Below are 20,090 nucleotides of genomic sequence, written 5' to 3' on the forward strand. Positions count from 1 at the left end.
GTTCGATCACAAACAGCACTGTTATGCTGTGGGAAAGGTAACTTTGGTCTTACCGGGCTTAATCTCTCCTTACCTTTTGGCAGCACTTTCTCGGTCGATTGATCTTGATGTACAGAGTCTAAGGTTTCGAGAAGCAGTAAGCTTCGATCAAATTTCATTTAGCAGACTGATCAAAAGCAGGCCGATCCGGGCACAATACAATTTGCGCGCATTGTCGCCGTTCAACCTGCCACTATCGGCGACGTGACCGAACATGGGTTGAATTCACACCGAATCGTTCCTTCATTTCCATTGGACGCGAAAAAGCGCGCCAAATTGCTCGCATGGCGAGGGGACAGGCTGGACAAATATCGGCTCAATCAGAAGCCGGTCAGCGGAAATCTTGAAAAGTTCCTAAAATGTTCTATATTTGTTCTCATGTGGAACGGAGGTTTTCGAGCTATGACCAACGCTGCCCGCCAAAGCTGGTTTGATGCGCCCAGCAACGACTATCACATGCTGCCGGTGACGGACCGGCAGATGCGCTATGCCCGTGCCATTGCGGAAAAGTCTGCTCTGGAAATTCCAGTTGAGGCGCAGCGAGACCGAAAATCAATGTCGGACTGGATTTCGGCACACAAACCTAACGATCCTTCACCCTTCGCAAATTACCCGACTGGCAAGCAGGTGGCCTTTGCCGAACGTATTTCACGCAGCAAACGCCGGCCTATTCCTTCCGAGTGCTTTCGCGACAAGCAACGCATGTCGCAGTGGATCGACAGCAACAAATAGACTCTTTTGCGAGGGTATTCAGGGGTCAGTGCGGATGCCTGTTGTGTTCGCGCCCATACAGCCCAACTGCCGCGGCCACGAACAGGCCCAGCAGAATGTAGCCGGTGATCGCTTCGGCCACTGCCAGGCCGCGGCACAGACCGGCGGGCTTCAGATCTCCAAACCCAACGGTCGTGAAAGTCACATATGAAAAGTACAGAACATCGGCCGGACCTTTTGCGCCGACAACACACAGGTCATAATAGCCGAACGCGCCGTAAGCCGCAGCGAACAGAAACGGCACCACCTGTATGAACGATATTCCCATCAACAACAGCTGACGACGGGGAGACGTGACCTGAGTCATGTAGTACCAGGTCTGCGAGATCAGCCACAGCACCAGCGCGCCCGAAGCAATCGTGCCAATCGTATTCCCTGCCGTGGCCTCGTTGAGACTGGAAAGAGCGTACCAGGCCAGAAAGCTGACCAGAACCAGCCCAAAGGCGGCGGCCAAAGTCGATTTCCATTCTTCCAGCGTTCTTGGTTCGGTCGACATGGGTGTTCCGGACAGTTGCGTATGCGCGATCATCCGCATTCCGGCGGAAATCGACAACCCTTAACGCGTGGCGATCAGTTTGCGCCCAAATGCGCGTCCCCACGGGCGCGGGCCAGTGCAATCTGTTTCTGCCGTTCGCGAAAGCGCATCTTGTCCGCCTCCGAGGTCTCATTGATGCAATGATGGCATGAAACGCCATGCTCGTATTCTGGCCGCTTCGTGTCATCCGGCAGAATCGGGCGCCGGCAGCCATGACACAGGTTATGCGGCCCTTCGACCAACCCGTGCCCGACTGAGACCCGGTTGTCGAACACAAAACATTCCCCCCGCCAGGTGCTGTCTTCGGCCGGAACCTCTTCGAGATACCGCAGAATCCCACCTTTCAGGTGATAGACATCGTCGACCCCCTGCCCCAGCAGGTAGTTGGTGGATTTTTCGCATCGGATACCACCAGTGCAGAACATGGCGACACGTTTGTTGTGGAAACGGTCCTTGTTTGCCTCCCACCAATCCGGAAAATCGCGAAAACTGGCTGTTTTAGGGTCTATTGCGCCCTCAAAAGTGCCGATCGCCACCTCATAATCGTTTCGCGTATCGATCAGCACAACGTCATCCGAGCGGATCAGGTCGTTCCAGTCTTCAGGTTCGACATAGTGACCGACGCGCGCCTGCGGATCGACATCCGGCTGCCCCATTGTCACGATCTCTTTCTTCAGGCGCACTTTCATCCGGCCAAAGGGCGGGTGATCCGACGAAGCCTCTTTCCATTCCAGATCGGCGCAACCCGGAAGGGCGCGGATATGGGCCAGAACAGCATCGATCCCGGATCGCGGGCCTGCAATTGTGCCATTGATCCCTTCTTGCGCCAGCAGCAGGATTCCTTTGACGGACTGCGCCTGACACAGTTCCAGCAATGGCTCACGCAGTGCGGCATGATCGGTGAATCGGGTAAAGTGATAGAGAGCGGCGATTGTGTACATGCGCGCGATCTAATATCACCCGCGCAGAGTCGCAAGAGAACGGATTGACGCCCCCCATCTGCCCGCCTACCGATAGATCGACGGAAGGAGGTCCGCATGACTCATGCCCTAATCGTGATCGATGTTCAGAACGATTTCTGCCCCGGCGGCGCGCTGGCTGTTCCCGGCGGCGACGAAGTAGTCGCCCCAATAAGCGACATGATGGACGACTTCGACGCGGTCATTCTGACCCAGGACTGGCACCCGGATGGGCATTCATCATTTGCAAGTTCGCATCCCGGCCGTAACCCATTTGAATCGATCGAAATGCCTTATGGTCCCCAGGTTCTGTGGCCGGATCATTGCATTCAGGGCAGCCAGGGCAGCGCGTTTCATGCGGAGCTCAGAACCGATGCAGATTTGATCATTCGCAAAGGATTTCGCCCTGCCGTCGACAGCTATTCGGCCTTTTTTGAGAACGACCAGAAAACACCCACCGGCCTGGAGGGGTATCTGAACACCCGTGGAATCACCAAACTGACGCTTGTCGGGTTGGCCACTGATTTTTGTGTTCAGTTTTCAGCACTTGACGCGGCGCGTCTGGGATTTGACGTGACTGTCAGGATGGCGGCCTGTCGCGCCATTGATCTGGACGGATCCTTGAAGGCGGCGGAAAACGCCATGCACAAGGCCGGCGTCACCCTGATTTAAGGCGTCGCGCCGGCTGCTGCCAGAAATCTGAGCAGGATAACCAACAGTACAGCCAGACCCAGCGCGATTCCAATGCGCCAGGGCAGCGTCCGCCGTTTGGGCGGCACCGGTTGCGGTGCGCTTTCCGGTTCAGGCTGAATGTAGGGCAGCAACTGTATTGGTGGTTTTCGGCGGCGTTTCCCTTGTGGGCGGGCGGTTTTGATGCCGTTCAGAAACGCCCACAAATCAAATTCACCACAATACTCACCCGCCAGGCCCGTGGCCTTGATATTGGCAAAAAGGCGCTGGATGACGAGGTTTCGCAAATCCTCGTCTTCTGCCCGATAGATACCATTGGGCAAACTGCTGTTCCGGGTTTCAAAATCGAACCCGGCATCCACAAACATCTTGCGGATATTCGGTGACGTGTCGCGCAGGGCTTCTGCCGTCTGAAAGTCGCGGAACAAGGCTCGAGCCCGCGTCTTCCCATTTTGCGAAGCTTCTGTGTCCGCCTGAGCTGGCTCCACTTCGTCCTGTGCAATCGTTACAATATCAAAGTCGTACTCGAGACCCATTCACTAAACTCAACTCACATGTCCATCCCCTCTTTTCACTAACCCGTGAAAAGCACACACAATTTGCCCGCAATGTGACTGGACCTTGTCATTGTCACCAATTGGGCCACTCTTGCCATTCATCGTTCCGATTGATCTAACAATGGAAATCGCAGGAGTTCCACATGGTCGATATTGCGACACGCGTGTACAATCACAAATGGAAGATCGACCCGATTGTCAGGTCTTTGATCGACACGGACTTCTACAAACTTCTGATGTGCCAGTCAGTGTTTCGAAATAAGCCCCAAACGGACGTCGTTTTTTCGCTGATCAACCGGTCGAATCACATTCCGCTGGCGAAACTCATCGATGAAGGCGAACTGCGCGAGCAGCTGGATCATATCCGCTCGCTCAGCCTCAGCCGCGGCGAAAGCACATGGCTGCGCGGCAATACTTTCTACGGAAAGCGGCAGATGTTCCGGTCGGATTTCATGGAATGGTTCGAAAACCTGCGCCTGCCGCCCTATCACCTGGAACGCAAAGGCGATCAGTACGAGCTGACCTTTGAGGGCAAATGGCACGAGGTCATGCTGTGGGAAATCCCGGCGCTGGCGGTGTTGATGGAACTGCGGTCGCGCGCGGTTCTGAATGACATGCGCCGGTTCGAACTGCAGGTACTATATGCCCGTGCGATGACCCGGGTCTGGGAAAAGATCGAACAACTGCGCGGTATTGGCGGCTTGGGGATCGCCGACTTCGGAACCCGCCGGCGTCATTCCTTCCTGTGGCAGGACTGGTGCGTTCAAGCGATGATCGAAGGGCTGGGCAGTTCGTTCACCGGAACGTCGAACTGCCTGATCGCGATGCGACGCGAGGTCGAGGCCATCGGCACCAATGCCCATGAACTGCCCATGGTTTATTCCGCACTGGCCGATAGCGACGCGGACCTGGCCCAGGCGCCTTATGACGTCCTGAGCGACTGGCACGAGGAACATGACGGCAACCTGCGGATCATTCTGCCCGATACCTATGGCACCAAGGGGTTTCTGGACAGCGCGCCCGACTGGCTGGCCGGATGGACCGGCATTCGTATCGACAGCGGCGATCCGGCCGCCGGAGCCGAGATTGCCATCGACTGGTGGAAATCCCGCGGCGAGGATCCGCGCCAGAAACGTATCATTTTTTCGGACGGGCTGGATGTTGCAAAAATTCAGGAATTGCACGGCCAGTTTGCGGAACGGGTCAACGTGTCCTTCGGTTGGGGGACCCTGTTGACCAATGATTTCCGGAGGCTCGTGCCAAATGATGCGCTGGCGCCGTTTTCGCTGGTGTGCAAGGCGGTTTCTGCCAATGGCCGACCGACAGTGAAGCTATCGGACAATCCCGAAAAGGCTATGGGTCCGGCGGATCAGATCGAACGCTACAAGCGTGTATTCGGTGTTGGCGCGCAAAAGGCGATCGAAGTGATTGTCTAGATCATCGCCCGTGGAACGCCGCCACTGTTTTCAGTTGCGAGAACCCGTACAGCGCCTCGAACCCTTTTTCGCGTCCGTGACCGGATTTTCCCACCCCGCCAAAGGGCAATTCGACCCCGCCACCTGCACCGTAATTGTTGATGAACACCTGTCCCGAACGCAATTGTTTCGCCAGCCGCATCTGCCGCGCCCCGTCGCGGGTCCAGATGCTGGCAACCAGACCATAATCGGTGCTGTTTGCAATATTTAGAGCCTGTTCCTCGGTGTCGAAAGGGATCAGAACCTGTACCGGGCCAAATATCTCGTCCCGGGCCAGGACGTGATCCGGCGGCACGTCCGAGAACAGGGTCGGACGAACATAAGCGCCACTTTCCGGCGCACCCTCAGCGATCCGCCCCTGTGCCGCGATGTTCAGATCGGAACCTTTTTCAAGAAACCCGGTCACGATCTGCTTTTGCCGGTCCGAAATCAACGGGCCAACCCGCAAATCCTGCATCGCCGGTCCGACAGACAACTGTTCATAAGCTTCGGCCATACGCGACCGGACCTGATCGTAAATACCGCGCTGCACCAATATGCGAGACGAGGCGGAGCAGGTCTGGCCGGCATTCTGAATCCCTGCGTTCACCAGAAACGGCAGCGCAGCATCCAGATCGGCATCGTCAAACACCAGTTGAGGGGACTTTCCGCCCAGTTCCAGCGTCACCGGCACCACGTTGCGCCCCGCCGCCTGCTGCACCAATGCGCCCGTGGCAACGGATCCGGTAAATGAGATATGGTCGACATCCGGATGTGCCGACAGCGCCGCTCCGGCCTCGGCCCCAAGCCCGGGCACGACGTTCAGCGCGCCGGGCGGCAAGCCGGCTTCAAGCGCCAGATGCGCAAAAGCCAGCGCGGTCAGGCATGCCTCCTCTGCCGGTTTCAGAACACAGGCATTGCCCATCGCCAACGCAGCGCCAACAGACCGGCCGATGATCTGCATCGGGTAGTTCCAGGGCACGATGTGGCCGGTAACCCCGTGCGGCTCGCGCAGTGTGTAGACAGTATAGCCGTCCAGATATGGAATCGTCTGGCCCATGACCTTGTCTGCTGCGCCACCGTAGAACTCGCAATAGCGCGCCAGTGCAACCGCATCTGCGCGAGCCTGGGTCAGAGGTTTGCCGACATCCATCGCCTCGAGAGTGGCAAGGTCTTCGACCTTTTCCAGAACCAGTTGCCCCAAGCGGGTCAGAATACGTCCACGGTCCAGCGCCGTCATTCGGCCCCACGCTCCATTCGAAGCGGACCGGGCCGCGCCAACAGCAGCATCGATATCCTGCTTCGTGCCGCGCGCAATCCGGCAGATTTCTGTTCCGTCCGAGGGATTGGTCAGGGGCAAGGTGCCGCCGCTGATCGGTATTATCCACTCGCCTGCTATCAGACACCGAGTTGGGTCAAACCAGATCTGATCAGTCATTCAATGTCTCCAATTCAGGCTCTAACACGGCAGTTCACGCGGCACCCCGATTGTAATCCGGCAGCTTTGGCGCAGCGGAAATCAGTTTTTGCGTATAAGGATGCTGCGGATTGCTGAAGACGGCTTCAGTCTCACCCTGTTCAACAATTCGTCCGGATTGCATCACCATGACCCGATCCGTGATCGTGCGAACGACGCTCAGATCGTGGCTTATGAACAGATAGGTCAGATCATAGGTCGCACAAAGCTCGGCCAGCAGGTCAAGGATTTGCGCCCGAACCGATACATCCAGCGCCGAGACCGCTTCGTCAAACAGGATCAGTTCCGGCCGAATGATCAGCGCACGGGCGATGGCGATCCGCTGACGCTGCCCACCCGAGAATTCATGTATGTACTTTCCGGCGTCACCGGGGCTGAGGCCAACGGCCGTCAGCATCTCGGAAATCCTGTCCTGCCGCTCTGATCCCGTCGGCGGGGTGTCCAGCAGGTGAAACGGCTCGGTGATCAGCCGCCCGACACGATGGCGTGGGTTGAAGCTGCCAAAGGGGTCCTGAAACACCACCTGCATGTTACGGCGCACCGCAAGATTGGGCTTGTGGGCCGCAAAAACAGGCTGCCCGTTCAACAGAACGTGCCCACCCTGAACATCTTCAAGCCCTAGAATTGCCCGTGTTAGTGTCGATTTTCCGCAACCGGACTCTCCGACCAGACCAAGGCGCTCACCCCGGCTGAGGGTAAAGCTAACGTCATCCACCGCGCGGTGGCGAGCAGGTGTTTCGAATAACCGCCTGCGGGGCAAACGGTAGTCACGAACGACATTTGCCACCTCCAGCAGCGGGCCCGGTCGAACGGGATCGGGAAGTGTAACCTGATGGTCCGAGGCTTCGAACAACATACGGGTATAGGGGTGCTGCATGTTCCGCAGCAGATCGTTCGTTGCACCCCTTTCCACCACTTCGCCATGGCGCATGACGATAATCTGGTCCGCCATGTCGGCGACAACCGCCAGGTCATGGGTGATCATCAGTAATCCCATGCCGTATTCGCGAACCAGCCCCTTCAAAAGGTCCAGAATCTGTGCCTGCGTGGTGACATCCAGTGCGGTGGTCGGTTCATCGGCGATCAGAAGCCGAGGTCGCAAGGCGATGGCCATTGCGATCACAACGCGCTGACGCTGACCGCCAGATAGTTCGTGCGGATAGCGCGATAGCGGAAACCGGTCGGGCGGCAGGCCGACGCGGGTCAGAACCTTTTGCGTTTGCTCGCGGGCTTTGGCGGGTGACATCGCCTTGTGGATCAGAATCGTTTCCGTCACCTGATCACCGATCGTCATGACCGGGTTGAGCGCAGTCATCGGCTCCTGGAACACCATGCCGATGGCCGCGCCACGCAGGGCGCACATTTGGCTCTCGGACCGGTGCATCAGATCCTGTCCGTCCAGCTGAATGGTGCCGTTGGCCACCGCTCCGTTCGGCAACAACTGCATCACGGCCAACGCGGTCATGGATTTGCCGGATCCACTTTCACCGGTTACGGCCACGATCTGTCCGGGATCAATTGTGAGGCCGACTAGTCTGAGGATCGGCGCGCCATGAATCGACAATGACAGGTTTTTGATTTGCAGCAGGCTCATGTGCGGGCCACCCGAATACGTGGATCCAGAAAGTCGCGCAGACCATCGCCCAGCAGGTTCAGCCCCAGAACCGTGACGATGATCGCCACCCCCGGAATCAGAGCCAAATGCGGGGCAAAACTGACCATCGTCTGCGCATCCGCCAGCATCCGTCCCCAGCTTGGCGTGGGCGGTTGCGCACCCAGACCGACATAGGACAGGCCCGCCTCGGCCAGGATGCCAAGGCTGAACTGGATCGTGCCCTGCACGATCAGCAGATTGGCGACGTTGGGCAGGATATGTTCGATCGATATCCGCGCCGCGCCCTTACCCGAGACACGGGCGGCAAGAATAAACTCCCGCTCCCACAGCGACAGGGCTGCGCCGCGGGTAATTCGGGCGAAGACCGGGATGTTGAAGATCCCGATGGCGATGATCGCGTTGATCGCACCGGCACCAAAAACAGCGGTGATCAGGATGGCTATGACCAGCGAAGGGAAGGCAAAGACCAGATCGTTGCCGCGCATGATAACCTCGTCCAGCCAGGATCCTTTGCGGCCGGCCGCCGCCAGTCCCAAGGGCACGCCCAGCGCCATGCCGATGCCGACAGCCACCAGCGCCACCGCAATCGACGTGCGCGCACCGACCATGATCATCGAAAACATGTCGCGCCCGAAATGGTCGGTTCCGAACCAGTGTTTTGGGTCCGGTGTCTGCAACTTGCCGGGGATGTTCAGCGTGGCGTGGTCGTAAGGCGTCCAGACAAATGACAAAAGGGCCGCCAGCAGAACCAGCGAGGATAGCGCAGTGCCGAGGATCAGGTTACGGCTCATGTCCGGCTCCTTAACCTTGGATCAACGGCGGCGTAGGCCAGGTCGACCAAGAAATTGACGGCGATGACGGCGAAGACCAACAGCATGACCACGGATTCCACTACGATCAGGTCGCGCGCCGAGATGGCCTGAAACACCAGTCGCCCGAGGCCGGGCAGATAGAACACCTGCTCGATGATGATCGAACCGGCCAGAAGGAAGGAAAACTGCAGACCGATGATGGTCAACACCGGGATCAGCGCGTTTCTTACGCCATGCCGCCACAGCGCCCGGCGGCGGGTCAGCCCCTTGGCCCGGGCAGTGCGCATGAAATCCTCACCCAGAATGTCCAGAAGGGCCGACCGCATCACACGCGCCAGAATCGCCGCCTGCGGCAAGGCAAGCGCGATTGCAGGCAGGGTCAGGGAATGCAGACCGGTCCAAAGGCCATCTTTCCATCCTGCAAACCCCCCGGCATTGAACCAGCGCAGATTGATGGCGAAGATCAACACCAGCATCATCGCAAACCAGAAATTCGGCACCGCGATGCCCAGTTGCGTGGCACCCATAACGGCCAGATCACCCGGCTTGCCACGGCGGGATGCTGCATAGATTCCGGCGGGAAAGGCGATCAGGGTAGACAGCGTCAACGCATAGAGCGCGAGGGGGAGCGACACCCAAAGACGATCCGCGATCATCTGGGAAACAGGTGTGCGATACGTGTAGGACGTGCCAAAATCCCCCACCAGCATGCCGCCGACCCAGTTCAGATACTGTTGCAGCTTTGTCCCATCCAGCCCAAGTTCAGCCCGCAGCGCCGCCAAAGTATCGGGCTGTGCATTCACGCCTAGCATGAAAGAGGCCGGATCACCCGGCGCGACTTCGATCACCGCGAAGATGACGACCGAGGCGACGGCGAGGCTGATCAGCAAAGAAATCAGACGTTTGAGGGCATAGCGCAGCATCAGGACCACGTTAGGGGCGCATACCGCACGGGTCCAGCACCTAAGGTGTCATCAGAAAGGCAAAAACCGCATAGCCGACGATGGCTGCGTAACCCAGCGGGTAGATCCACTTGATCGCATAGTTGTCCAGGTTTCGTGCCGCGTCCTCGCGACCGGACACTTTCAGTTTGCGCAGCGCAACATTGAACACGATCAGTGCCCCGGTCATCAGGAACATGCATTGCAATATGAAGTCCAGAAAAGTCAGGTAGCCCAGCTTGGGCAGGTCGGCAGAAATGGCCCAGTTGAAGGCCACGAATACCAGCAGGTTACCCCCGGCGATCTCGATCCGGCGGCGGTATTCATCCAGAAAAAACAGCGCCCACCCGACAGAGATCAGCACCAGCATCGGCAGAAATACCCGGATCACATAATAGGTCAGGTGCCGGTGACCCTCGAAGGCAAGCGCGATCTGGTCACTGTCCCGGCCGGACAGTCCGATCACGGTCGAGTGTTCGACCCGGGCGTTGTCCAAAATCCACTCTTCCTCGCCCAGCAGATCGCCGAGGCCTGAATACGCCTCGAGCGGGTAATAGGACACGTATTCAGTCGGAAAAACCGAGACGACTTCGAAATAGAACTGCTGCGTGTCGAAGGGGTATTTCCGGAAATCGAAATGCGGGGCCTGCAAGGTCAGCGAGGATTTCTCGGCATAGACAACATGCCCGTCATGGCGCACCGAGGCGGCGGCTTCATGGACCCACTTGTTGGATTGCTGATTATGCACCACAAACGCAGGCAAAACCGCCCCCAGTTCGCGGGCGTGATTGGCCAGCACCGAAGGGTTGAACACCTGAATTTCGCGTCCGACGTCATCCCGGTCAAAGGCCAGCGTCGGATCGATCCATTCGGCCCTCAATATGACGACGGCCCCATAATTTTCAGCCTTCTGATCCACGCTTGTGATCTGATCGATCCGGATACCGATCCCGACCTGCAACGGGTTTTCCGGTGTCCCCTTCAGCGCGTGAAGCCCGCCGCCCAGCGTATTCTGCGCCAATGCCGGCCCGCCCCCGATCAAAGAGAGGCATGTCATCACAGCCAGGAGACATATGACGCGGACCAGTTTCACATTCGGGCTCGCTTTGAGTTGAGGATCACCGGGGCCGCCAGACGCGGCCCCGGCGTGATATTATTCTGACCAGCTGATCCCGGTCAGATCAATTGCGGCGGTGGGCGCATTCTGCCACAGCCCTTGCACTCCGGCCCGGGCCACGCCCAGCTTTGCCAGCTGGAACAGATATCCATTGACGTAGTCATTCGAAATCAGCCGTTGCGCCTCGCCCAGAAGCCGTGCGCGTTCGTCAGGATCGGTCGTGGAATTCAAGGTATCCATCAGAGCCTGAAAATCAGTGCTGTCATACTGGAAATAATAGTCGGGGCGCGCATAGATACCGATATCCATCGGTTCCGTGTGGCTTACGATGGTCAGGCCGAACTCTTTGCCTTTGAACACCGTCTCAAGCCATTGCGCCCATTCCACGTTGATGATTTCGGCCGTTATACCGACCTCGGCCAGCTGCGCGGCAATGATTTCACCGCCACGGCGGGCATAAGATGGCGGCGGCAGATGCAGCGTGGTTTCGAACCCGTTTTCCAGACCCGCCTCGGCCAGAAGCGCCTTTGCCTTTTCAGGGTCGTATGCAGAATTACCGGTCAGATCGACATAAGCCGGGTTGTGCGGCGCGAAATGAGTGCCGATTGGCGTGCCGTATCCGAACATGGCGCCGTCAATGATGGCCTGGCGATCAATAGCATGAGCCAGCGCCTGGCGAACGCGAATGTCATCGAACGGGGTCAGCTTGTTGTTCGTCGACAGAATCGTCTCGCCCTCGGTCGAGCCGACCAGAACCTGAAACCGCGGATCTGCCTCGAACTGAGGCAGATTCTCGGGGGCCGGGTAAATGTCAAATACATCCACATCCTCGGCCATCATGGCGGCAAAGGCAGCGGTCGGGTCCGAGATAAACTTGAAGGTGGCCGTTTCCAGCGCGGGCTGGTCACCCCAGTAATCAGGATTGCGGTTCAGCGTAATGCTGTCGCCCTGAACCCAATTGCCAAAGGTATAAGCGCCGGTGCCGACCGGATTTGTCTTGATGTTTTCTATGCTTTCGGGCGCAACGATCACCGCGTCGCCCCAGGCCATGTTGAACAGAAAATTGCCATTGGGTTCGGACAAGGTGACTTTGACGATCAGCGGGTCAACAACCTCGACATCCTGAATTCCGGCGAACAACGCCTTCTGCGCATTGGCGCTGTCTTCGGCGCGGGCGCGATCCAGACTGAACTTGACGTCCTCGGCATCCATGGTCGTGCCGTCATGGAACGTCACCCCGTCGCGCAGCGTGAAGGTGTATTCGGTGCCATCATCCGAAATCTCCCAGCTTTCCGCCAAACCCGGAACAACGGATCCGTCACCCATGAAACGGGTCAGGCCCTCGAAGATATTGGTGTAAACGACCGAATCTATCGCTTGTGCCGCCGCGCTTGTCGGGTCCAGATGCGGCGGCTCAAGCCCCATCGCTATTGTGATATCTGATTTGGCCAGGGCCTGGCTGGCAAACAGGCTGGCACTGACGGCCAGTGCTGACACAAAGGGTCGAAACATCTGTATTGTCACGAAATTAACTCCCCACTGAAAACAGACCGGCTCATGCTGTCACCGGCTTTATTGATAACAATGTCACTCTAAACCTCGGGTCATTCAAGGAAATGTTCGCGCAACCGGGGTTTCTTCGCCAGCGCGCGATCTGCTATGCTGCACCGCAACATTGACCCTGCAGGAACGAGCATGAGCGCCACAGCCCGCAAAAAAGCCCCAAATGCCGAGGATATTCGCGCCCGAAAAGGCGGTGATCCATTGGTCAGCCTGACCGCCTATACCACTCCGATGGCGCGGCTGATGGATGCCCATTGCGATTTTGTTCTGGTGGGCGACAGCGTCGGCATGGTGCTGCACGGGCTGGAATCGACCCTTGGGGTGACGATGGAGATGATGATCCTGCATGGACAGGCCGTCGCGCGCGGGTTGGAGACGGCCTTGATGGTCATCGACATGCCCTTTGCCAGCTACGAACACGACCCGGCACAGGCGTTCAAGAACGCGGCCCGCCTGATGGCAGAGACCGGCGCGGGAGCCGTCAAGCTGGAAGGCGGCGTTGAGATGGCCGAGACGATCCGCTTTCTGGTCAGGCGTGGCATCCCGGTGATGGCTCATATCGGCCTGACGCCGCAATCGATCAACACGCTGGGCGGCTACAAGGTACAGGGCCGAGATGGTCAGGCCCACGCCGTGCTGGCCGACGCCCATGCCGTCGCCGAAGCCGGCGCATTTTCCGTCGTGTTAGAGAAAGTTCCGCAAGGGTTGGCCGACCGCATTACGGCTGAGATTGCGATACCGACGATTGGTATCGGTGCGTCCGCCGGGTGCGATGGGCAGATCCTGGTGGTAGACGACATGGTGGGATTTTTCACCGCTTTCAAACCGAAATTCGTCAAACGGTATGCCGAGCTTGGCCCTCTGGCCGAGGCTGCCATTACCGAATACGCCGCCGAAGTGCGGGCGCGGACTTTTCCGGCGGACGAACATGTCTTTGCCGACCGGGCGCCGTCCAAGGGACCCGGGAAATGACCGCTCCAATCCTTCGCCGTCTGGCGGATTTGCGCGCGCTGACCACCGATTGGCGTCGCAAGGGCGAGGTGATCGGGGTTGTTCCCACAATGGGTGCGTTGCACCTGGGGCATCTGTCGCTGGTCGAGGCCGCGAAGGCGGGCACCGACAGGGTGATCGTCACGATCTTTGTGAACCCCAAACAGTTCAACAACCCCGAGGATCTGGCCAATTATCCGCGCACCGAAATCGAGGACGCGCAGAAACTGGCCCCATTGCGTGTCGACGCGATCTATGTGCCCGAGCCCGAGGAAATCTACCCGCAGGGCTTCGCCACCAATGTATCTGTCATGGGTCTGACCAATGTGCTTGAGGGCGAATTCCGCCCCGGTCACTTTGACGGAGTCGCCACGGTGGTCGCAAAACTGTTCCTTCAAACACAGTCAGTTCGAGCCTATTTCGGGGAAAAAGACTATCAGCAACTGTTGGTCGTTCGTCGGATGGCGCGGGATCTGGATATCCCCATCGAGGTGATCGGCTGCCCCACGGTGCGCGAACCCTCGGGTCTTGCCATGTCCTCGCGCAATCTGCGCCTGTCACCCGAAGGGCTGAAGACTGCAGCGAAGATGAGCAGGGTCATGCAGGAACTGGCGGACGCGCTGGATGGCGGGGTAGCTTTCGATCCGCTGGCTTCGAAGGCGCACACTGCCCTGCTGGCTGCTGGCTTTGCGCAGGTGGAATATTTGAAACTGCACTGCGCCGAGACACTGGAACCCTTGAGCCATGCTGAGCGGCCCGCTCGTCTGCTGGCGGCGGCCTGGCTTGAAGGTGTTCGGCTGATCGACAACATTCCTGTCTGAACGCTCTGGCACGATTGTCATTGTTTGCGCTAAAGTCCTGCAAAACCAAACGGGAGAGGGCGCAGGCGTGACCTATATTCTTGCCATTGATCAGGGCACCACATCATCGCGGGCCATTTTGTTCGACACGGATATGCAGCGCGTCGGCACCGCGCAGCACGAATTTACTCAGCACTTCCCGCAGGAGGGCTGGGTCGAGCATGATGCCGAGGAAATTTGGGAAAGCGTCCTGCGTGTCTGCCGCGAGGTGATGGACAACACCGGCGTAACCGCAGATCAGATCGCTGGCATCGGTATCACCAATCAGCGCGAAACCACCGTCGTCTGGGACCGCGCCACCGGCAAACCGATCCACAACGCCATCGTCTGGCAGGACCGCCGGACCGCCGAGATCTGTGCCCGCTACAAGCAGGCCGGTTGTGAAGATGACGTCACCGCCCAGACCGGTCTGCTGCTTGATCCCTATTTTTCGGGCACCAAGGTAAAATGGCTGCTGGACACCGTACCCGGCGCGCGGGAACGGGCCGAAGCCGGAGAGTTGATGTTCGGCACCATCGACTGCTTCCTGATCTGGCGCCTGACGGAAGGGCGCAGCCACGCCACCGACGCAACCAACGCCGCACGCACTCTGCTGTTCGACATTCACAAGGGTGAGTGGAGCGCCGAAATCTGCGATCTGCTGGATGTGCCGATGAATATGCTGCCGAAGGTACATGACTGTGCGTCGGACTTCGGAAATACGTATCTATTTGGGGGCAATATTCCGATCCTGGGCGTGGCCGGGGACCAGCAGGCCGCCACCATCGGACAAGCCTGTTTCCAGCCCGGGATGATGAAGTCAACCTATGGCACGGGTTGCTTTGCGCTGCTGAACACCGGACCAACGCCGGTCAAATCCAACAATCGCCTGTTGACCACCATCGCTTATCAGCTGGACGGTCAGCGGACTTACGCGCTGGAAGGGTCGATCTTTGTCGCCGGGGCGGCGGTTCAATGGCTGCGCGACGCGCTCAAGATTATCGACTCGGCGCCGGAAAGCGGAGAACTGGCGCAGCAGGCCGATCCCAACCAGCATGTTGTGCTGGTTCCGGCCTTCACCGGCCTTGGGGCGCCCTATTGGAAGCCGGATTGCCGCGGCGCGGTGTTTGGCCTGACCCGCAATTCAGGCCGCGCCGAGTTTGCCAAGGCTACGCTGGAAAGCATCGCCTACCAGACGCGCGACCTGTGGCATGCCATGCAGGGTGATTGGGGCGCGGATACCGATGTCACCCTGCGCGTCGATGGCGGGGCGAGTGCATCGGATTGGGCGATGCAGGGCCTGTCGGATTATCTCGGCGCCGAGGTTGACCGCCCTGTGATGCAGGAAACCACCGCCCTGGGTGCTGCCTGGCTGGCCGGGATGCGCGCCGGCATCTACCCGGAGCAGCAGGGATTCTCGGAAACCTGGGCGCTGGATCGCCGGTTTGAACCGGAAATGTCCGCCGAAGACCGCGATGCGGCCTATGACCGTTGGAAACGTGCCGTTTCCGCCGCAATGGCGTTCTGAAACCAGTGAAGGATCAGCTGTGATCCTTCATCAACCGCTGCTTCTGCCGTGACCAATCGCGCTTGGCCTGGGTTTCGCGCTTGTCGTGCAGCTTCTTGCCCTTGGCGATGCCGATCTTCAGCTTCGCGCGGCCCTTGTGGTTGAAATACAGAACCAGCGGCACCAGTGTCATGCCCTTGCGCTGGGTCGCGTTCCACAGGTTCGACAATTCCTTGCGCGAAACCAGCAGCTTACGGCGGCGGCGTTCCTCGTGCTTGAAGACCTTGGCCTGTTCGTAGGGCGCGATGTAACTGTTGATCAGCCACAATTCTCCGTCATCGACCGAAGCATAGCTTTCGGCGATGTTCGATCCGCCAGCGCGCAGGGACTTGACCTCGGACCCCTCCAGCACAATGCCGCACTCGAGATCGTCCTCGATCGCGTAATCGAAGCGGGCACGCCGGTTTTCGGCGATGACTTTGTAGTTCGGGTCTGTCTTCTGTTTGGCCATGACGCGTTGATTTAGGCGGCTTGGGCGGACCTTGCAAGCCGTAGACGTCAGGATGGCGCCGAGATGATCAGATCGGGGCCAAAAATCGTGTCAGAGTGGTTGTGCAGATAGATCTTCAGCCACGGCGTAAACCGGGATGGGTGGCGCTGCACTTCGGCCAGAAGATCGTGATAGTCGATCCAGCGAATCTCCATGACTTCTTCCGGATTAGGCTCGATTTTCAGAGAACCACGAGCCCTGGCCAGAAACACGTCGACGACTTCATGTTCGATCATGTTGTTGCCGACATCGGCGTGGTATTCCAGCCGATGACGGTATTCCGGGTATAGCCCTGTAATCCCAAGTTCCTCGCGCAGACGGCGCACAGCGCATTTGGATGCGGTTTCACCCCAGTCAGGATGTGTGCAACAGGTGTTCGCCCACAGGCCCGGCGTGTGGTACTTTCCCAACGCCCTGCGCTGCAGCAGAATCTCTGTCCCGCGCACGACAAAGACCGACACCGCCTTGTGTCGCAGGCCCTTTTCATGCGCCTCAAGCTTGTCGACGGGGGTCAGTTCGCCATCGACCCATGCCGGGATCATGATACCCATTTGTTGTCTCCTGCTGCCAATCCGCCTGTGTGACGGGACGTTGCGGATTACCTTTGGCCGGATCGGCTTGGCGTCGCGGCATCACATGTTCAGAGCGTGACTGGCCGCGCATTCCCAACGTGGCGCTGATATTACCGGTTATCAACCGCACGAAAGGCCGCAGGGGCTGCGGCCTTTTGTACTCACACAGGTCGTCTGATGGCTGGAGATTATTCGCCCGAAACGCTGACGATATAGGCGTAGACGTCTTCGCCGCCGCTTTTCAGCTTGAAGGTCATCTTGGACTTGGCAGCTGTGTCATCCAGATAGGATTTCAGAAAGGTCTTGGGATCTTGCGAATACTCGACAAAGGTCGCTTCATCCCAAACCAGCCCGTTTTCACCTGCAGCCACGATGCTGTCGCCGTATTTGAACCCTTCGACGGTGCCTGCGGTCCGACCCGCGATTCCATACAGGTTCGGGCCGGTCTTGCCGCCCTTGACGATCACTTCGCCAGCAGGATCGGCGATCTGGTGGCAGGATTTGCATTTGTTAAAGGTCTTTTTGCCGGCCTCGGCGTCGCCTTCTGCATATGCGGGTAGGGCCATCAGGCCGACGATTGCGGTTGCAAGGATGCGATTCATAGCTTTTGCTCCGATACGAATTGGCTGCACCGAATGGATCGTCGGCGCAAAAAAGAGTCAACGCGCAGATTGCCGCGCGCGGCCACTGTGCCACTGCGGCATAGTGGCCGTCCTTAACTTATGTCATGTGACCCGGACCAACAGGGCAAAAGATCGCCAGCCGCTGGTGTTGCCAGATAAATCGCCCGCGCGATGGCGCGCGCCAGACATAGTGAGGCGGCGTGCCCGATCATTCCCAGCACTGCCTCGTTCTCCAAAGGCATTGACCCGGTACTGACACCAAAGACCAGATCACCGTCGCCCGGCGTATGGGCGGGCAGGATGGCGCGTGCAATGCCATCATGCGCGGCCACGGCCAGCCTTTGGCATTGCGGTTTGGTCAAAGCGGCGTCCGTCGCCACGACAGCGATGGTTGTGTTGGTCTTGTCCGGCTCGGCCGGGCGCATGGCCTGCGCCTTGCGGCTGACCTGAGGCAGCCCCAGGCCTGCGCTGGAATCAGGCCCTAAACAGCCGAATTCGTCGCCAATTTCATAAGGCGCGGCCCAGAAATGACGGTCGCCGGGCGTGGTGACACTGCCCAGCGGGTTGGCTGCGACCAGAGCCCCGACGGTGACGCCCGTGTCCAGAACAAGCGATGCAGACCCAAGCCCGCCTTTGTGCATAGCGGCCAGGGCTCCGGTCCCTGCACCGGCCGTGCCCAGCGCAAAGTCCTTTGAGGCCGCGTCAAAAGCGGCGCGCCCCAAGGCACGGTACGGGTTCTCGGTCCAGCTTTTGTCACCGCCGTTGAGCAGATCGAACAGGATGGCCCCGGGCACGATCGGGACCACGGTATGGCCGACCGGATACCCCCGGCCTTGCGACCGAAGCGCATCCGACACGCCTGAACTGGCATCCAGTCCAAAAGCCGATCCGCCGGACAGCGTGATGGCATCTATCTTTGTCACCGTTTTGTCGGGGGCCAAAAGATCGGTTTCGCGCGTACCCGGCGCGCCGCCCATCACGTGCACGGACGCGGTGAAAGGCTGGTTGGCCGTCAGAACGGTAGTGCCGGATTTCAACCGGTCATCCTGAGCATTTCCGACCAAAAGCCCGGGGATATCGGTGATCAGGTTCTTAGATCCGGGTTTCATCGAGAGGGTTTCCCTTGTCTCAGCAAAGCGCTGCCCCCGGTGGGGGTGCTTTTCAACAAAAGAGGGCGCAGGTCAGATACAGCGGCCACCGTCAACCTCCAGCGCGGTTCCGGTGATCATGCTGGCCTCGTCCGAGCACAGGAAACAGGCGGCGTTTGCCATGTCCTGAGGCGTGGAAAACCGGCCCAGTGGAATGGTCGACAGGAACTTGGCGCGAATCTCGGGTGTGTCTTCGCCCATGAAGGATTTCAGCAAGGGGGTTTCTCCGGCCACCGGGCAGATCGCATTCACGCGAACGCCAAAGGGCGCCAGTTCGACGGCCATCGTCTTGGTCGCGGTGATCATCCAACCCTTTGAGGCGTTGTACCAGTTGAGGTTCGGGCGCGGCGACAGACCTGCCGTGGAAGCAACGTTCAGGATCGCGCCCGAGCCCCGCGACTTCATTGCTGGTACAAATGCCCGCGCAGTGTGAAAGACGGATTTCATGTTAACGCTGAAGACGCGGTCGAAATCCTCCTCGCTCACTTCCTCCAGCGGTGTCGGCAGATGCGTCACGCCTGCGTTGTTCACCAGAATATCAACCTGCCCAAACTGGGCGATGGCGGCGTCTGCCATTGTTTGAACGGAAATCGCGTCGGCGACATCAACGTGCTGGGCGACGGCTGCCGCGCCAAGGGTCGCGGCCATTTGCTTTGCCGCATCCTTGTTGATATCGGCGATCATCACGCGCGCGCCCTCGTCAAGAAACTTCTGGGCAATCCCGGCCCCAAACCCCGAGGCGCCGCCAGTCACGATTGCGGTTTTATCCTTAAGCCTCATCGCGTTACCCCTCTGCCGATGCTCCGGGTCAGACTATCAACGCCCCGGCAAGATACCAGATTAATCTTCGGACACCTTGCCCCGCAGCGCTTTGACGTCGCCACGCGCCTTTTTTGCCGCAAGCCGACGCTTGACCGAACCGTAGGTGGGCTTGGTTGCAATACGCCGCTTGGGCTTGACCAATGCGCGGGTGATCAGCTCGGCCAGTCTGGCGCGCGCGATTTCACGGTTGCGCGCCTGCGAGCGGGTCTCTTCGCACTGGATGATGATCGCGCCCTCTTTGGTCCAGCGTCGCCCGGCCAGCCGTTTCAGCCGGGCTTTGACCGGATCCGGCAGAGACGGGGAGCGCGCCGCCTCAAACCGCAGCTCGACAGCGGTGGAAACCTTGTTGACGTTTTGCCCGCCTGGACCGGACGAGCGCACAAAGCTCTCGGTCATTTCCCAGTCCTGCAGGATGATATCGTCCGTAACGCGCAACATGCGCGCGACCTTACAGGTGGCGCGCAGAAACAAAAAGGGCCGCCCCGGCGGGACGGCCCTTCGAAAGTTCA

21 protein-coding genes are annotated in these 20,090 nt (G+C 59.0%); 6 read left to right on the top strand and 15 right to left on the bottom strand.

What is annotated here, in order from left to right; genetic code table 11:
• Positions 1-243 precede the first annotated feature (243 nt).
• A complete protein-coding gene (locus tag AC2FIR_RS14850; RefSeq protein WP_496748801.1) occupies positions 244-771 on the top strand; it encodes a hypothetical protein in 528 nt (175 codons plus the stop codon).
• Between the two features lie 25 nt (positions 772-796).
• On the opposite strand, the gene AC2FIR_RS14855 is transcribed toward AC2FIR_RS14850, so the two are convergent.
• Together AC2FIR_RS14855 and trhO are read right to left on the bottom strand one after the other, a co-directional pair.
• Entirely contained in the window at positions 797-1,339 is a 543-nt protein-coding gene (locus tag AC2FIR_RS14855; protein WP_480440990.1) for an ion channel, read from the bottom strand.
• Positions 1,340-1,380: 41 nt separating this feature from the next.
• Entirely contained in the window at positions 1,381-2,286 is a 906-nt protein-coding gene (gene trhO, locus AC2FIR_RS14860; protein WP_170612950.1) for an oxygen-dependent tRNA uridine(34) hydroxylase TrhO, read from the bottom strand.
• Positions 2,287-2,382: 96 nt separating this feature from the next.
• Between trhO and pncA the strand changes: the two genes are divergently transcribed.
• Positions 2,383-2,976 carry a bifunctional nicotinamidase/pyrazinamidase gene (gene pncA / locus AC2FIR_RS14865; protein WP_170612948.1) on the top strand — a complete coding sequence of 198 codons (594 nt, stop codon included), beginning with the start codon at positions 2,383-2,385 and terminating at the stop codon, positions 2,974-2,976.
• Here pncA and AC2FIR_RS14870 read toward each other — a convergent pair.
• Complete coding sequence (locus AC2FIR_RS14870) at positions 2,973-3,530, bottom strand: hypothetical protein (protein WP_496746906.1); 558 nt, start codon at positions 3,528-3,530, stop codon at positions 2,973-2,975. The two genes, pncA and AC2FIR_RS14870, sit on opposite strands and share 4 nt — an antisense overlap.
• Before the next feature lie 164 nt (positions 3,531-3,694).
• Between AC2FIR_RS14870 and pncB the strand changes: the two genes are divergently transcribed.
• Positions 3,695-4,987: a nicotinate phosphoribosyltransferase gene (gene pncB, locus AC2FIR_RS14875; RefSeq protein WP_496746907.1), complete on the top strand. Its 1,293-nt coding sequence runs from the start codon at positions 3,695-3,697 to the stop codon at positions 4,985-4,987.
• Position 4,988: 1 nt separating this feature from the next.
• Here the strand turns inward: pncB and AC2FIR_RS14880 are convergent, their stop codons facing one another.
• The 6 genes from AC2FIR_RS14880 to AC2FIR_RS14905 all read right to left on the bottom strand — a co-directional run bounded on the left by AC2FIR_RS14880 (position 4,989) and on the right by AC2FIR_RS14905 (position 12,479).
• Complete coding sequence (locus AC2FIR_RS14880; RefSeq protein WP_496746909.1) at positions 4,989-6,443, bottom strand: aldehyde dehydrogenase family protein; 1,455 nt, start codon at positions 6,441-6,443, stop codon at positions 4,989-4,991.
• 34 nt (positions 6,444-6,477) lie between these two features.
• On the bottom strand, positions 6,478-8,076 hold the full coding sequence (locus AC2FIR_RS14885; protein WP_496746910.1) for an ABC transporter ATP-binding protein: 1,599 nt from the start codon (positions 8,074-8,076) through the stop codon (positions 6,478-6,480).
• Positions 8,073-8,888, bottom strand: a complete 816-nt coding sequence (locus AC2FIR_RS14890) for an ABC transporter permease (RefSeq protein WP_496746911.1) — start codon at positions 8,886-8,888, stop codon at positions 8,073-8,075. Before AC2FIR_RS14890 ends, AC2FIR_RS14885 begins: the two co-directional genes overlap by 4 nt.
• Entirely contained in the window at positions 8,885-9,832 is a 948-nt protein-coding gene (locus AC2FIR_RS14895; protein WP_496746912.1) for an ABC transporter permease, read from the bottom strand. Before AC2FIR_RS14895 ends, AC2FIR_RS14890 begins: the two co-directional genes overlap by 4 nt.
• Positions 9,833-9,872: 40 nt before the next feature.
• Positions 9,873-10,871: a ligand-gated ion channel gene (locus AC2FIR_RS14900; protein ID WP_496746913.1), complete on the bottom strand. Its 999-nt coding sequence runs from the start codon at positions 10,869-10,871 to the stop codon at positions 9,873-9,875.
• Positions 10,872-11,003: 132 nt separating this feature from the next.
• A complete protein-coding gene (locus AC2FIR_RS14905; RefSeq protein WP_170807232.1) occupies positions 11,004-12,479 on the bottom strand; it encodes an ABC transporter substrate-binding protein in 1,476 nt (491 codons plus the stop codon).
• Positions 12,480-12,662: 183 nt separating this feature from the next.
• Here AC2FIR_RS14905 and panB point away from each other — a divergent pair, with 183 nt between their 5' ends.
• From panB to glpK, 3 genes are all read left to right on the top strand, one after another.
• Positions 12,663-13,502, top strand: coding sequence for a 3-methyl-2-oxobutanoate hydroxymethyltransferase (gene panB, locus AC2FIR_RS14910; RefSeq protein WP_170612936.1), 840 nt, complete (start codon positions 12,663-12,665; stop codon positions 13,500-13,502).
• A complete protein-coding gene (panC, locus tag AC2FIR_RS14915; RefSeq protein WP_496746915.1) occupies positions 13,499-14,341 on the top strand; it encodes a pantoate--beta-alanine ligase in 843 nt (280 codons plus the stop codon). The genes panB and panC overlap by 4 nt, the downstream gene beginning before the upstream one ends.
• Positions 14,342-14,408: 67 nt before the next feature.
• Complete coding sequence (gene glpK / locus AC2FIR_RS14920) at positions 14,409-15,887, top strand: glycerol kinase GlpK (protein WP_496746916.1); 1,479 nt, start codon at positions 14,409-14,411, stop codon at positions 15,885-15,887.
• Between the two features lie 13 nt (positions 15,888-15,900).
• Here glpK and smpB read toward each other — a convergent pair whose 3' ends face one another.
• The 6 genes from smpB to arfB form a co-directional block, all read right to left on the bottom strand.
• Entirely contained in the window at positions 15,901-16,377 is a 477-nt protein-coding gene (gene smpB / locus AC2FIR_RS14925) for an SsrA-binding protein SmpB (protein WP_170679982.1), read from the bottom strand.
• A gap of 47 nt (positions 16,378-16,424) precedes the next feature.
• On the bottom strand, positions 16,425-16,967 hold the full coding sequence (gene idi / locus AC2FIR_RS14930) for an isopentenyl-diphosphate Delta-isomerase (protein ID WP_170612928.1): 543 nt from the start codon (positions 16,965-16,967) through the stop codon (positions 16,425-16,427).
• A 209-nt stretch (positions 16,968-17,176) separates the two neighbouring features.
• Positions 17,177-17,590 (bottom strand): c-type cytochrome, encoded by a 414-nt coding sequence (locus tag AC2FIR_RS14935; RefSeq protein WP_170612926.1) that lies wholly within the window; start codon positions 17,588-17,590, stop codon positions 17,177-17,179.
• A gap of 113 nt (positions 17,591-17,703) precedes the next feature.
• On the bottom strand, positions 17,704-18,720 hold the full coding sequence (locus AC2FIR_RS14940) for a P1 family peptidase (RefSeq protein WP_496746918.1): 1,017 nt from the start codon (positions 18,718-18,720) through the stop codon (positions 17,704-17,706).
• Between the two features lie 72 nt (positions 18,721-18,792).
• Positions 18,793-19,539, bottom strand: coding sequence for a glucose 1-dehydrogenase (locus tag AC2FIR_RS14945; protein WP_321249836.1), 747 nt, complete (start codon positions 19,537-19,539; stop codon positions 18,793-18,795).
• Positions 19,540-19,599: 60 nt separating this feature from the next.
• Entirely contained in the window at positions 19,600-20,019 is a 420-nt protein-coding gene (gene arfB, locus AC2FIR_RS14950) for an alternative ribosome rescue aminoacyl-tRNA hydrolase ArfB (RefSeq protein WP_170612920.1), read from the bottom strand.
• Between the last annotated feature and the right edge of the window lie 71 nt (positions 20,020-20,090).

The sequence above is a fragment of the Ruegeria sp. CDSB136 genome, assembly GCF_059610965.1.

What these genes read in the sequence shown, in the direction of transcription:
- AC2FIR_RS14855 (WP_480440990.1), bottom strand. Translation starts at nt 1,339, where the DNA reads ATGATCGCGCATACGCAACTGTCCGGAACACCCATGTCGACCGAACCA.
- trhO (WP_170612950.1), bottom strand. Translation starts at nt 2,286, where the DNA reads ATGTACACAATCGCCGCTCTCTATCACTTTACCCGATTCACCGATCAT.
- pncA (WP_170612948.1), top strand. Translation starts at nt 2,383, where the DNA reads ATGACTCATGCCCTAATCGTGATCGATGTTCAGAACGATTTCTGCCCC.
- AC2FIR_RS14870 (WP_496746906.1), bottom strand. Translation starts at nt 3,530, where the DNA reads ATGGGTCTCGAGTACGACTTTGATATTGTAACGATTGCACAGGACGAA.
- pncB (WP_496746907.1), top strand. Translation starts at nt 3,695, where the DNA reads ATGGTCGATATTGCGACACGCGTGTACAATCACAAATGGAAGATCGAC.
- AC2FIR_RS14880 (WP_496746909.1), bottom strand. Translation starts at nt 6,443, where the DNA reads ATGACTGATCAGATCTGGTTTGACCCAACTCGGTGTCTGATAGCAGGC.
- AC2FIR_RS14885 (WP_496746910.1), bottom strand. Translation starts at nt 8,076, where the DNA reads ATGAGCCTGCTGCAAATCAAAAACCTGTCATTGTCGATTCATGGCGCG.
- AC2FIR_RS14890 (WP_496746911.1), bottom strand. Translation starts at nt 8,888, where the DNA reads ATGAGCCGTAACCTGATCCTCGGCACTGCGCTATCCTCGCTGGTTCTG.
- AC2FIR_RS14895 (WP_496746912.1), bottom strand. Translation starts at nt 9,832, where the DNA reads ATGCTGCGCTATGCCCTCAAACGTCTGATTTCTTTGCTGATCAGCCTC.
- AC2FIR_RS14905 (WP_170807232.1), bottom strand. Translation starts at nt 12,479, where the DNA reads ATGTTTCGACCCTTTGTGTCAGCACTGGCCGTCAGTGCCAGCCTGTTT.
- panB (WP_170612936.1), top strand. Translation starts at nt 12,663, where the DNA reads ATGAGCGCCACAGCCCGCAAAAAAGCCCCAAATGCCGAGGATATTCGC.
- panC (WP_496746915.1), top strand. Translation starts at nt 13,499, where the DNA reads ATGACCGCTCCAATCCTTCGCCGTCTGGCGGATTTGCGCGCGCTGACC.
- smpB (WP_170679982.1), bottom strand. Translation starts at nt 16,377, where the DNA reads ATGGCCAAACAGAAGACAGACCCGAACTACAAAGTCATCGCCGAAAAC.
- idi (WP_170612928.1), bottom strand. Translation starts at nt 16,967, where the DNA reads ATGGGTATCATGATCCCGGCATGGGTCGATGGCGAACTGACCCCCGTC.
- AC2FIR_RS14935 (WP_170612926.1), bottom strand. Translation starts at nt 17,590, where the DNA reads ATGAATCGCATCCTTGCAACCGCAATCGTCGGCCTGATGGCCCTACCC.
- AC2FIR_RS14940 (WP_496746918.1), bottom strand. Translation starts at nt 18,720, where the DNA reads ATGAAACCCGGATCTAAGAACCTGATCACCGATATCCCCGGGCTTTTG.
- AC2FIR_RS14945 (WP_321249836.1), bottom strand. Translation starts at nt 19,539, where the DNA reads ATGAGGCTTAAGGATAAAACCGCAATCGTGACTGGCGGCGCCTCGGGG.
- arfB (WP_170612920.1), bottom strand. Translation starts at nt 20,019, where the DNA reads ATGTTGCGCGTTACGGACGATATCATCCTGCAGGACTGGGAAATGACC.